Origin of the sequence: Mesorhizobium sp. B2-3-12, from assembly GCF_006442205.1 — a bacterium.
Taxonomy (GTDB): domain Bacteria; phylum Pseudomonadota; class Alphaproteobacteria; order Rhizobiales; family Rhizobiaceae; genus Mesorhizobium.
Genome location: NZ_VFVR01000001.1, coordinates 987,879 through 1,000,414 on the forward strand (window position 1 = coordinate 987,879; position 12,536 = coordinate 1,000,414).

Here is a 12,536-nt window from a genome sequence, read left to right on the forward strand (position 1 = left end):
AAAGCCCTGGGCTATGCACAACCCAGCCGCGATTCGACCGCGCTCAGGCGGTCTTGACGTATTTGCGCCAGCTGTGCTCCGGCCGGAAACCGAGCTTGTCGCGCGCCTTGCGGTTCGACAGCAGCGTCTCGTATTCGCCGAGATCGGCCTTGACCGGCACGCCGGGATAGAACCGCTTCAACAGTTCAGCGGTCGGCAGATCGGATGAGGTGTCGTCATTGGCGGCGTTGAACACCTGATAGCCCAGCCCGTCCTTCTCGACGGCGCGCAGCGTGATCTGGCCAAGGTCGCGCGCGTCGATGTAGCTCCAGGCGATCCGTTTGCGAAACCCCGGGTCGGCGAACCATTTCGGAAACAGCGAATACTCATGCGGCTCGATGACGTTGCCGATGCGCAAGGCATAGATATCGGTGCCATTGCGCTGCGCGAATGCCCGCGCGGTCTTCTCGTTGACGACCTTGGACAGCGCATAACTGTCCATCGGATCGACGTCATACACCTCGTCCAACGGGAAATATTCGGGATCGCGCGGCTCGTTGGCGAACACCAGGCCGTAGGTCGTCTCGCTTGAAGCGATGATCACCTTGCGGATGCCGAGCTTCACCGCGGCCTCGATGACATTGTAGGTGCCCATCGCATTGATGCGGAACACTTCATTGTCGGGCGTGATCATGATGCGTGGAATGGCGGCGAAATGCACCACGGCGTCCACCGGCTGCGGCCGCAGCGACGGATCGAATTCGTGCAGGCCCATATAGCTCGACAGCGCGTTGAACACCTGGCCGCTGTCGGTGATGTCGGTGATCAGAGTGCGCACCTTGGGATTGTCGAGAGGCCTGGTGTCGATGTTGAGCACCTGGCAACCCTGCTCCACCAGATATTGCACGACATGCCGTCCAGCCTTGCCGCTGCCGCCGGTGAACATGATCCGCTTCGTCATTGTGGTCTCCACGAAAGTCCTGGGATTTACGTCTATTGTCAGACAATATTGCTTTCCGCAACCGTCTATGGCTAAAACAGCGGCGACATTATCGATAATCGCAAAACAGGACAGACAGCATGAACACCTCCGCCACCAGCGAGACAATCGGCTTTGTCGGCCTTGGCCTGATGGGTCACGGCATCGCCAAGAACATCGTCGACAAGGGCTATTCCCTCACCTTCCTCGGCCGCAAGAACCGCAAACCGGCGGAGGATCTTCTGGGCCGGGGCGCTCGCGAGGCACCGACTTCCCGCGACGTGGCGGCGGCATCGGATATCATCTTCATCTGTGTCACCGGCTCGCGCGAGGTGGAGGCCATCATTCGCGGTCCCGGTGGCCTCAAGGAGGGCTTGAGGAAGGGTTCGGTCGTCGTCGACTGCTCGACCTCGGATCCGGTCTCGACGGTGGCGCTCGCGGCAGAACTCAAGGCGCTCGGCGTCGACTATGTCGACGCGCCGCTCAGCCGCACGCCGAAGGAGGCCTGGGAAGGCACGCTCGACGCCATGGTCGGCGCGCCCGACGCCGTCTTCGCCAGGGTCAAGCCGGTGATCGACACCTGGGCCGGCCGCATCGTCCATATCGGCGACACCGGCGACGGCCACCGCATGAAGCTGCTCAACAATTTCATCTCGCTGGGCTACGCCGCCCTCTATTCCGAGGCATTGGCGCTGGCCGAGAAGGTCGGCATCTCGCCACCGCGCTTCGACAGCGTCATCCGCAACGGCCGCATGGATTGCGGCTTCTACCAGACTTTCATGCGCTGGACGCTGGAAGGTGACCGCGACGCCCACAAATTCACCATCGCCAATGCCTTCAAGGACCTGACCTATCTGGAATCGATGGCGGGTGCGGCGGGCATTGCCAACCCGCTCGGCAACGCCACCAAGAACTCCTTCGCCGGCGCTCACGCAACCGGTCCGGCCGAGCAGTTCGTGCCGATGCTGGCAACCCATATCGCCAAGGTGAACGGCGTCGATCTGATGCCGATGAAGGATGGCAAAAAGCAGACGATCTGAGGGCTCGAACGGCTTTACCGCCGCGACCGCTCAATGACCTCGTCGGTGTTGGCGAGCAATTTGTGCACCGCGGCCCTGGCGGCGGCCGGCCGTTGCAGGCGGATGTTCTTTTCGATCGCCTCGTGCAGCGACTGGGCGCGCCGCTGGTCGCCGTGCTCGCGCGTAACGAAGACGAAGAGATGGTCGAGCGCCGATTCGATCAGCACACCGAGCGGCACCAGAAGATCGTTTCCCGAGGCCCTGAGAATGGCGAGATGGAAACGTGTGTCGGCGCGCGTGCGCTCCTGCAGGTTCGTCGCCGTTCCCATCTCGCGGCAGGCCTGGCTGATCTCCGCCATCTGCTCGCCGTTGCGCCTTATGGCGGCGAAGGCGGACGCTTCCGGTTCGATGATGTGGCGGAACTCCTGCACGGTGCGCAGGAACACTTCGCGGTCGGGCGAGGTCGCGTACCAGGCCAGCACGTCGCGGTCGAGCAGGTTCCAGCGTTCCCTGGGCTCGACCCAGCTGCCGATCTTGGGCCGCGACGCAAGCAGGCTCTTGGCCATCAGCATCTTGATGGCCTCGCGCACCGCCGAGCGGCTGACGTTGAACGTTTCCGACCATTTGGCTTCATTGGGCAGGATGGTGCCCGGCGGATAGTCGCCACGGACGATCCTGAGGCCGATTTCGCCGGCCAGCGAGGCATGCACGCTCGATCCCGGGTTCCACGCCATTTCAGGCCGGCGAACAGTAGCGGCGGGCGGGCTGGGCGGCGCTTCGAGCCCAGCGGATCGCTTTCTAGATTTGTCGTCCGGCATCTTCGTTCCGGCGTCGGCGATCTTGTCTGGAAGCCGTCCGGATTGTCCGTGCCCGCCATTGTCCATGCCGAACGGCAAGACGCACGAGCCCGACAAGCCGGAGCCTCTGCCCCGACAATGCTGCCTGTCCTTGTCACTGAGGGAGTTGACGGGGCGCCCGGAAAGGACGCCCCGGTATCGCAAGTTACTTCTGGATGCAGGTGTCGACCGTGTCCTTGGTGCATTCGTCCAGGCCGGTGAACACCGGATCGTCGACCTTCTTGCCTTCGATCAGGTCGATCATCACCGTCGGCGCCTTGTAGCCCATTTCGAAGGGCCGCTGGCCGACCAGCGCGGTGACGAGGCCATCCCGGGCGATCGCCACCTCGTCGCCGATCGTGTCGGCGGCGCCGATGACGAAGTCGTTCTTGGCCAGCCGGTCCTTGAGCGGTCCGACCAGATCGCGGTAGGGCTGCGGCGCGCCGAACAGCGGCCAGCCACCCATGATGCCGAACGCATCGAGCTTGGGGTTGGCGGCGAGGATGTCGGTCATCGCCTGCACGCCCTTGGCGCCGTCGTCATTGGTGAACACCGGACAGCCGGCGACTTCCGTCCAGCCGCCCTCGCCGGCCAATGCCGTGAGGCCTTCCTTGCCCGTCAGCGCGTCGCGCATGCCTTGCGCGCGGCGCAGGATGTTATCGGCCGCCGGGTTGCCCTCGATGGTGCAGATCGTGCCGCCATTCGGCTTGGCCTTCTTGATATACTCGCCGATCTTCTTGCCCATCAGGTAGTTGTCGGTGCCGAGATAGGTCTTGCGAAGGGCCGCGTCTTCCTTGGCAAGGTCGGCATCGACGGTCATGATCGGGATCGTCGGATTGGCGCTCTTGATCGTCTGCGCGATCAAAGGCGCGTTGGACGGCGAAATCGCCATCGCCACCGTATCGGGCTTGCTCAGCATGTCCTGGACGATCTGTGCCTCGCCGGCCTCGTCGGAAGTCGACGCCGGACCGGTGTAGAAGCATTCATATTCCGAGCTGGCGTTCTCCTTGTTCCACTTCTCGCAGCCCTGGTGGATGGCCTCGAAGAACGGATTGTCGAGACCTTTCACCACGATGACGAGCTGCTTCTTGGCCAAGGCCGGCCCGGCGCCCAACGCCATGGCGGCGACGGCGGCGAGCAATACTGTTTTCCTCATGTCAGTCCTCCCTTTAAAACAGACGGACACGGCGTGCCCGCCACACACACAAACCGCCCGTATGCGAGATGGCAGAGCCAATGCTCGTGCCGCCAGGCAAGGCCGGTAAGCATTTTCAGATGCGGCCGGACCGGCAACGTGCCGTAACGGCCGATAACCTCCCACCGGTCCCTCCGCGGCAATGGCCTGGGACCGGAAATCTTTCTCCGACCATCAACTAATAACGGCGCGACGCCAACGTCAATTGCTATTTGTCCTACAAAACGGATTTTTCGGAACCGCATCCTCTTATTCGTCTGACAAATAGCACATTTCGACAATTGACGCCCGCGCGGGCATTCGCGTAAATGCCGAAGATCGTTGCCTCCGGGAGGAATGGGGAGCACGATAGAGGAGCCGCGGCCTGGAAAAGGCATGCGGCAAGGCATGGGGAGGCAATGGCTGGTGGCGGTTCTCGAACTCACCAACATCTCGAAGCATTTTGGCGCCATCCAGGCTGTCAACGACGTGTCGCTGTCGATCGAACCCGGCCAGGTCGTCGGGCTGATGGGCGACAATGGCGCGGGCAAGTCGACGCTGGTCAAGATGATCGCCGGTAATTTCCACCCGAGCCATGGCACCATGCGCATGGACGACAAGGAATTGATCCTGAACAAGCCGGCGGAAGCCCGCCAGCACGGCATCGAGATCGTCCACCAGGATCTTGCGCTCTGCAACAATCTGACGGCCGCCGCCAATGTCTATCTCGGCCGCGAGCTGCGGCGCGGCGTCGGCCCATTCCGCATCCTCGACTATGCCGCCATGTACAAGCGGGCCGGCCAGCTCTTCGCCGAGCTGAAGTCCGAGACCCGCCCGCGCGATCTCGTCAAGCAGATGTCGGGTGGCCAGCGTCAGGCGGTTGCGATCGCCCGCACCATGCTGTCGCAGGCCAAGATCGTTCTGATGGACGAACCGACGGCGGCGATCTCAGTGAGGCAAGTGGCCGAAGTGCTCAACCTGATCCGCCATCTGCGCGACCAAGGCATAGCGGTGGTGCTGATCAGCCACCGCATGCCCGACGTGTTCGACGTCGCCGACCGCGTCATCGTCATGCGGCGGGGACGCAAGGTCGCCGACAAGGCAATCGCCTCGAGCTCGCCCGAGGAGGTCACCGGGCTCATCACCGGCGCCATCGAGCAGGTCTCGTGAGCGCGGCTAATCCGGATTTCACCAGGCTGGCGTGCCTCGCCGCCGGCAGGAAAGGTCGATAATGGCAGTCACCCTTGATCAGACGATCGCGCAGAAGCAGCATACTTTCCTGTCGCGGCTGTTCTCCACCCAGACCTTCTGGGTGGTGATCGCCGTCATCCTCGCCTGCATCTTCCTGTCGTTCGCCACCGACGCCTTCGCAACATCGAAGAACCTCTACAACATCACCCGCAACGTCACCTTCGTCGCCATCGTCGCGCTCGGCATGACTTTCGTCATCATCACCGGCGGTATCGACCTGTCGGTCGGCTCGGTGCTGTGCCTGTCGTCGATGGTGCTGGCGGTGACCATGCATGCCGGTTACTCGATCGAAATCGGCATCCTGGCCTCGATCGCCACCGCGCTCGCCATCGGCGCCTTCAACGGCATATTTATCGCCTATCTCGGCTTTCCACCCTTCGTGGTGACGCTCGGCATGCTGTCGATCGCGCGCAGCCTTGCCATGGTCGCCTCCAACAACACCGTCGTCTTCCAGTTCGGACCGGATCACCAGAAGCTTCTCGCACTCGGCGGCGGCGCCTGGGTGTTCGGCATCGCCAATCCGGTGCTCTACATGATCATCCTGGCGCTGATCACCGGCTTCATCCTGCGCTGGACCAAGTTCGGCCGGCACATCTTCGCCATTGGCGGCAATGAGCACGCGGCGACGCTGACCGGCGTCCCGGTGAAGCAGATCAAGGTCGCCGTCTACATGATCTCGGCGCTATCGGCCGGCATTGCCGGCATCATCCAGACCGGTTGGCTCGGCGCCGTCACCACCAATCTCGGCAACGGCATGGAACTGCAGGTGATCGCCGCCACCGTCATCGGCGGCGCCGACCTCGCCGGCGGCGTCGGCACCGCCTTTGGCGCCATTGTCGGCGCGGCGTTGATCGAGGTGATCCGCAACAGCCTCGGCCTGCTCGGCATCAACGCCTTCTGGCAAGGCACTTTCATCGGCGGCGCCATCCTGCTGGCGGTTCTGTTCGACCGCATCCGCAATTTCAGGCGCAGCGACTGAGAGCCCGAAGCGCTATTCGTTCTGGTTGCTATCGCTCAGTCTGAAAATCGGCTGAAGCAGAGGGCCCTGGTTACCGGCCAGCGGCCTACACCTTGACGGATGCCGAAAACCGGCCGCACAATCCCTCCCGCAGGCGAAGGGAGGCCAGTCGCTTGCGGGAGGATATACCCATGACGGAAGCGATCAGGCTCTATTGGGGCCGGTTCGGACATGTTTCTGTCCTGAATGTCGCGAGCGACTTCGTCACCCATGCCCATGTCGAGGCGCATCTGATCATCTGGCTCGAAGGCACCGCCGGCGAGATGACCATCGGCCGCGAGACCGTCCGGCTCGGCCCGGGTACCGCCGCCGGCATCAACTCGCTACAGCCGCATAGCCACGTCCTGTCCCAGGACGGCCGGCCGGGTCTGTTCCTGGCCTTCTACATCGACCCGGACTGGGCCCGCCGCCGCCGCGACCTGTCATCCAGCGCGCCGTTGTTCTCGCAGGCGGCGATCGCGCTCGAGCCGTGGCTGCACCAGGCCGCGGCCAGCCTGCTCGACCATCTCACCGACAATGAAAGCGTCGACGACATCGCCAATTACGAGATCGAGCGCTTTATCGACTCCGTGCTCGATGCCGCCGACGCCTCGGCCCCGCCCGAGGCGCGCGGCCGCATCAACACCATGCAGGATTTCCGCGTCCGCAAGGCGATCCAGCTGATGAAGGCCAATGTCTGCGAGCGCATCTCGTTCGACGATGTGGCGCGCGCCGTCGGCCTGTCCCGGCCGCATTTCTTCGCTTTGTTCAAGGAACAGACCAATCTGACGCCCAATGTCTACTGGAACACGCTGCGCATGGAGGAAGCGGTGCGGCAGTTGCAGTGGTCGCGGGAGCCGTTGATCTCGGTCGCCTGCAATCTCGGCTTCACCACGCAGGGCAATTTCTCGCGCTTCTTCCGCGACCATGTCGGCGTGCCACCGACGCTCTACCGCGAGGCCGCGCGGGCAATGGCCTGAGCCGGCGCCCCCTGTTTTTCAGACTGGTTGATACACGCTCAAGACGCATTGATAAGCGCCGCCCGCTCCAGCGCCCTACCCTTGCCGCAACGATCATTGGCAAGGGAACATCATATGCCCAAAGTCACCATCTCCAGCGTCATCGACGCGCCGGTCGAAAAGGTCTGGGCGCGCATACGTGACTTCAACGACCTGCCGGGATGGCATCCACGCATGGTCGAAAGCCACATCGAGGATGGCAAGGACGCCAGTACGATCGGCTGCGTGCGCAACTTCCAGCTCGCCAGCGGCGCGCGGCTGCGCGAACAACTGCTCGACTTTTCCGATTGCGATTTCCTCGTCAGCTATTCCATCCTGGAAACGCCGCAGCCGCTCACCAATCACAAGGCGACGCTGCAACTGCGGCGCGTCACCGACGGCGACCGCACCTTTGCCGAATGGACCGCCAGCTTCGACGCCGCCCCCGAGGAGGCGGACAAGCTGGCCGAAGGCATGGGAACCAATGTTTTTCAAGGCGGCTTCAATGCCCTGAAAAACCATTTCGCCGGCCAGAGCTGAAGGAGCGGGCCATGGCGCTGGCACTGCAGACTTTTGCCACGGCAAAGGACGCCAATGGCGCGCTGAAGGCCGCCGGCACGCGCTATCTCGGCGGCGGTACACTCGTGGTCCGCGCGGCCAATGAAGGCGACGTCTCGGTCTCCGGGCTTGTCAGGTCGACCGACCCGGCCCTGTCGGCCATCGACGTCGGCGGCGGCAAGGTCCGCATCGGCGCTTCGGTGACCATGGCGGAGATCGCCCGCCATCCGGAGCTCGGCGCCCTTGCCAAGGCCGCGCGCGCCGTCGGCGGCCCGGCGATCCGCAACATGGCGACCGTCGGCGGCAATCTGTTCGCGCCAGCGCCCTATGGCGATTTCGCCGTCGCCCTGCTGGCGCTCGATGCAGCGGTCGGCACCGATGACGGCGAACGCCCCATCGAGACCTTCCTGGCCGGACGGGGCGACAGTCGCGCCATCGTCACATCGGTGAGCTTGACGCTTCCGAGGGCCGACAGCTTCCGCTTCCTCAAAGTGTCGCGGGTCAAGCCCAAGGGCGTCTCGGTGCTGAGCATCGCCGTCGTTCTGGAACAGGCTGGAGACGGGACCGTGTCCTCGGCGCGGATCGCGCTCGGCTGCATGGCCGATCGGCCGGTGCGCGCCAAGGCAGCGGAAAAAGCCCTGATCGGCAGGACGCTCGACCCGGATGGCATAGCACCGGCGCTGGCCGCCGCGGGTGAAGGCACCGCGCCGATCACCGATCCAATCGCCAGCGCCTGGTATCGTGCCGAAGTGCTGCCGGTCCATCTTGGCCGGCTGCTGCTTGGGTTGGCCTGAAAACACGTCGGGGGGCGCGCGCTTGCCCCGCGGGGCAGGCGCGCAAGGAGGAAGAATGGCAAAGGTCCCGGTTCAATTCACGCTCAACGGCTCTGAAAAGGCCGAATTCATCGACAGCGGCACGACACTGCTCAACGCCTTGCGCGACAAGATCGGCGACACCTCGCCGAAGGGTGGCTGCCACCAGGGAACGTGCGGCGCCTGCTCCGTCATCATCGACGGCGAGTTGAGGCTCTCCTGCCTGACGCTGGCCGAAACCTGCAATGGCGCCGCCATCACCACCACATCGGGCCTTGCCGAAGGCGGCGTGTTGCACCCGCTGCAACGCGCCTTTCTCGATGCGTTCGCCACGCAATGCGGCTTCTGCACACCGGGCATGATCATGGCGGCCAAGGTGCTGCTCGACCATACGCCCAATCCCAGCCGCGACGAGGTCGTCGAGGCGCTGTCGGGCAACATCTGCCGTTGCACCGGTTACGAGCCGATCATCCAGGCGGTGCTCACCGCCGCCCGTGCCAACTCGCAGAACGCGGCCTAGAGCCGGATGATTTCTGGTCGAACAGACCTGAAATCTGAATCCGGCTCTAAATCAAAGAGATAGAGCATGATGTCGCCCGAAAACCGCTTCACACTTTTCGGCATCATGCTCTGAAGGACCAAAACAATGGAACTGCGCAAGAGCTACTTCGCCGATGTCCGCAAGGACGATCTGCACGAGATCGGCCAGGCCCGGCCACGCTCGGATTCGCCTGGCCATGTCACCGGCAAGACCGCCTTTTTCGCCGACCGCAATTTCCCCGGCATGCTGCACCTGAAGATGGTGCGCAGTCCGCACCACCATGCCCGCATCCGCTCGATCGACACATCGGAGGCCGAAAAACATCCGGGCGTGGTCAAGGTGCTGACGGCCAAGGACGTGCCGCACAATGTCTACACCATCCTGATCCTGATCCAGGTCGGGCCCGAGGATGAGACGGTGCTGGCCGACGGCAAGGTGCGCTGGAGGGGCGAGGCCGTGGTGGCGGTGCTGGCCGAAACCGAGCGGGCCGCCCAGGAAGCCGCCGCCAAGGTCAAGGTCGACTACGAAGTGCTGCCGGCGGTCTTCGACATGGAGGAGGCGCTGAAGCCCGGCGCGCCGATCGTCAACGAATATCACGGCCAGAATTATTACCTCTATGACAGCGGCGAGTGCCGCAAGGTGCGCTTCGGCGATGTCGAGGCGGGCTTTGCCGAGGCCGATCACGTGCTGGAGCAAAGCTATCAATCTTCCCCCATCGAGCACGCGCCGACCGAGACCACCGGCTGTATCGTGGTGCCAGAGGGCAATGACCGCTTCACCTGCCACACCAACACGCAGGCGATGTTCTTCACCTTGGACAACACTTCGATCATCCTGCAGATGCCGGGCTCGAAGCTGCATTTCGTCGGCGGCACGGTTGGCGGCGGTTTCGGCGGCAAGGTCGATGTCATCGTCGAGCCGATCGCTATCCTCGGCGCGAAATTAACCGGACGACCGGTCTGTTTTGTCTACAGCCGCGAGGAGGAGATGCAGATTTCGTCGCCGCGCGCGGCCGAAAAGGTCGTCATCAAGGACGGCGTCATGAAGGACGGCCGCATCGTCGCCCGAAAGGTCACCGGCTATACCGATGCCGGCGCCTATTCGCGCCATTCGCCCTATGGCGCGCAGAAGGGCGCGGGCCATTATCCCGGCCCCTACACCATCCCCAATGTCTGGATCGACACCTACTGCGTCTACACCAACCGCACGCCATCCTCGGCCATGCGCGGCTTCGGCGTCACCATCGGCGACTTCGCGCTGGAGGTGCAGATGGACAAGCTGGCGCGGCTGATCGGCATGGACCCGCTCGAATTCCGCTTCATCAACGCCTATCGCGACGGCGACATGAAGGCGCATCGCCAGCCGACGGAGGGGGCAGCGCTGATCGAGTGCATGCAGGAAGCCTCGCGCGCCGCCAACTGGCCGGTGGCTGAGAAATACATGGCGATGTCCTCCTACGTGAAGGGAACCTGAGATGGCGATCAGGCGCGGACGCGGCGTTGCCGCGATCAACTATCCCACCGGCATGAACCTCGGCGGCGACCCGACCCAGGCGCTGGTGCATTCGACCCCGACCGGCAATTTCATGGTGACGCTGTCCAGTGTGGATCTCGGCCAGGGCATGAAGCAGATCATGGCGCAGATCTGCGCCGAGACGATCGGCGTGCCGACCGACCGTGTCGTCGTCGACACCGCCGACACCGATACCGGCCCGCACTGCATGGGCACTTTCGCCTCGCGCGGCACCCACCGCGCCGGCAATGCCGTCATCCAGGCCGCCAAGGAAGCGCGCCAGGTCATGCTGGAAGTGGCGGCCGAAGAGCTGGAAGTGAACGCCTCCGACCTCGAAACCGACGGCCAGGGCAACATACTGGTCAAGGGCGCGCCGCAAAAGTCGATCTCGATCTTCGATGTCGCCCTGTCGGCGCATTTCAAGCGCGGCCGCTCGATCTCCGGCCGCGGCATGTTTTTGATCCCGCGCTCCTATCCGGAGAAAGAAACCGGCGCGATGAAGCCGTCGACCTGTTATGCGCATGCCTGCACGGTGGCCGAGGTGGAAGTCGACGACGAGACCGGCGAGGTCACGGTGCTGACGGTGAAGAACGTCTTCGAGATCGGCCGCGCGTTGAATCCCAAAATGGTCGAGCAGCAGCTGGTCGGCGGCTCCTGGATGGGCATCAGCCACGCGCTCTATGAGACGACCGAGCCTTACTATCCCAACCGCGACCATGGCGGCACCGACTTCAACCAGTACCTGATGCCCGGCCCCGGCGACCTCGCCGAAACCGAAATCATCGTGCTGGAGCGGCCTTCGGCCGATGGACCGTATGGAGCCAAGGGTCCGGGCGAAATGTGCGCCAACCCGCAGATCCCCGCCGTCGCCAACGCCGTCTTCGACGCCGTCGGCGTGCGCATCGACACGCTGCCAATCACGCCCGAGCGCATTTTGCGCGCGCTGAAGGCGCAAGCGAACTGAGTGGCCGAAATGCCTGATGTCAACGAGGCTGTCGCGACGTCACCGGAGGCGGTGGCGCAGCATCTTGCCGCCTCGCGCTATCTCGCCGACGACAGCCTCGCCACCGCCATCTTTCTCGCCATCCGGCTGGGCAAGCCTTTGCTGCTCGAAGGCGCGCCGGGCGTCGGCAAGACGGAAGCGGCCAAGGCGATCGCCCAACTGCTCGGCCGCGATCTGGTGCGGCTGCAATGCTATGAAGGCATCGACGCCGCGCACGCGCTCTACGAATGGAATTATCAGCGCCAACTGCTCGCCATCCGCCACGCCGGCGAACAGGAGATCGACATCTATGATGATCGTTTCCTGATTGCCCGGCCGCTGCTGCAGGTGCTGAAGGCGCCGCGGCAGCGCGTGCTGCTGGTCGATGAAATCGACCGCTCGGACCATGAATTCGAGGCGCTGCTTCTCGAATTCCTCTCCGATTTCCAGATCAGCATTCCCGAGCGCGGCACGATCCGCGCCGAGGCACAGCCGATCGTCATCCTGACGTCGAACCGCACCCGCGAACTTGCCGAGGCGCTGCGCCGCCGCTGCGTCTATCACTGGATCGGCTATCCCGACGCCGAGCGCGAGGCCGCGATCATCATGCTGCGCGCCGGCGATGTGGCCGAAGACACCGCGCGTGCCGTGGCGGCGGCGGTACAGACCATCCGTGCCCGCCCTCTGGCCAAGCCGCCGGGTATCGCCGAGGCGGTCGAATGGGCCAATGCCGCGACCATCCTCGAAAAAGGCGGCAGCCCCTGGCCGGAAGCCTTCCGCCGCGCCATCGGCGTGCTGATCAAGGACGAGGAAGACCTGTCCTACATCGCGCCGGAGCTTGGCCGGATTGTCGAGGAGGCGCTGGGGTGAGCCGGGACCTCATTGGGCAACGCTGGCG

The 12,536-nt window shown here is 63.9% G+C and carries 13 protein-coding genes; 10 read left to right on the top strand and 3 right to left on the bottom strand.

Going from position 1 to position 12,536, the window contains the following annotated elements; translation table 11 throughout:
• Positions 1 to 43 precede the first annotated feature (43 nt).
• Positions 44 to 940, bottom strand: a complete 897-nt coding sequence (locus FJ948_RS04755) for an NAD(P)-dependent oxidoreductase (RefSeq protein WP_140702011.1) — start codon at positions 938 to 940, stop codon at positions 44 to 46.
• 119 nt (positions 941 to 1,059) lie between these two features.
• Here FJ948_RS04755 and FJ948_RS04760 point away from each other — a divergent pair, with 119 nt between their 5' ends.
• On the top strand, positions 1,060 to 1,998 hold the full coding sequence (locus tag FJ948_RS04760) for an NAD(P)-dependent oxidoreductase (RefSeq protein ID WP_140702012.1): 939 nt from the start codon (positions 1,060 to 1,062) through the stop codon (positions 1,996 to 1,998).
• A 14-nt stretch (positions 1,999 to 2,012) separates the two neighbouring features.
• On the opposite strand, the gene FJ948_RS04765 is transcribed toward FJ948_RS04760, so the two are convergent.
• Entirely contained in the window at positions 2,013 to 2,795 is a 783-nt protein-coding gene (locus tag FJ948_RS04765) for a FadR/GntR family transcriptional regulator (RefSeq protein WP_140702256.1), read from the bottom strand.
• Between the two features lie 184 nt (positions 2,796 to 2,979).
• Complete coding sequence (locus tag FJ948_RS04770; protein WP_140702013.1) at positions 2,980 to 3,969, bottom strand: sugar-binding protein; 990 nt, start codon at positions 3,967 to 3,969, stop codon at positions 2,980 to 2,982.
• A gap of 444 nt (positions 3,970 to 4,413) precedes the next feature.
• Here FJ948_RS04770 and FJ948_RS04775 point away from each other — a divergent pair, with 444 nt between their 5' ends.
• From FJ948_RS04775 to FJ948_RS04815, 9 genes are all read left to right on the top strand, one after another.
• Positions 4,414 to 5,157 (top strand): ATP-binding cassette domain-containing protein, encoded by a 744-nt coding sequence (locus FJ948_RS04775; RefSeq protein ID WP_027047043.1) that lies wholly within the window; start codon positions 4,414 to 4,416, stop codon positions 5,155 to 5,157.
• A gap of 61 nt (positions 5,158 to 5,218) precedes the next feature.
• Entirely contained in the window at positions 5,219 to 6,217 is a 999-nt protein-coding gene (locus tag FJ948_RS04780; protein WP_140702014.1) for an ABC transporter permease, read from the top strand.
• 170 nt (positions 6,218 to 6,387) lie between these two features.
• A complete protein-coding gene (locus tag FJ948_RS04785; RefSeq protein ID WP_140702015.1) occupies positions 6,388 to 7,215 on the top strand; it encodes an AraC family transcriptional regulator in 828 nt (275 codons plus the stop codon).
• Between the two features lie 114 nt (positions 7,216 to 7,329).
• Positions 7,330 to 7,773 carry an SRPBCC family protein gene (locus FJ948_RS04790; RefSeq protein ID WP_140702016.1) on the top strand — a complete coding sequence of 148 codons (444 nt, stop codon included), beginning with the start codon at positions 7,330 to 7,332 and terminating at the stop codon, positions 7,771 to 7,773.
• 11 nt (positions 7,774 to 7,784) lie between these two features.
• Positions 7,785 to 8,585 (top strand): FAD binding domain-containing protein, encoded by an 801-nt coding sequence (locus FJ948_RS04795; RefSeq protein WP_140702017.1) that lies wholly within the window; start codon positions 7,785 to 7,787, stop codon positions 8,583 to 8,585.
• Between the two features lie 55 nt (positions 8,586 to 8,640).
• The gene (locus FJ948_RS04800; RefSeq protein WP_140702018.1) at positions 8,641 to 9,123 is read left to right on the top strand and encodes a (2Fe-2S)-binding protein; all 483 of its coding nucleotides are present in this window, start codon (positions 8,641 to 8,643) and stop codon (positions 9,121 to 9,123) included.
• A gap of 126 nt (positions 9,124 to 9,249) precedes the next feature.
• Positions 9,250 to 10,617 carry a xanthine dehydrogenase family protein molybdopterin-binding subunit gene (locus tag FJ948_RS30870; RefSeq protein ID WP_140702019.1) on the top strand — a complete coding sequence of 456 codons (1,368 nt, stop codon included), beginning with the start codon at positions 9,250 to 9,252 and terminating at the stop codon, positions 10,615 to 10,617.
• 1 nt (position 10,618) lies between these two features.
• Positions 10,619 to 11,620 carry a molybdopterin cofactor-binding domain-containing protein gene (locus FJ948_RS30875; protein WP_135919316.1) on the top strand — a complete coding sequence of 334 codons (1,002 nt, stop codon included), beginning with the start codon at positions 10,619 to 10,621 and terminating at the stop codon, positions 11,618 to 11,620.
• 9 nt (positions 11,621 to 11,629) lie between these two features.
• Positions 11,630 to 12,508, top strand: a complete 879-nt coding sequence (locus FJ948_RS04815) for a MoxR family ATPase (RefSeq protein ID WP_140702020.1) — start codon at positions 11,630 to 11,632, stop codon at positions 12,506 to 12,508.
• Positions 12,509 to 12,536: the final 28 nt, after the last annotated feature.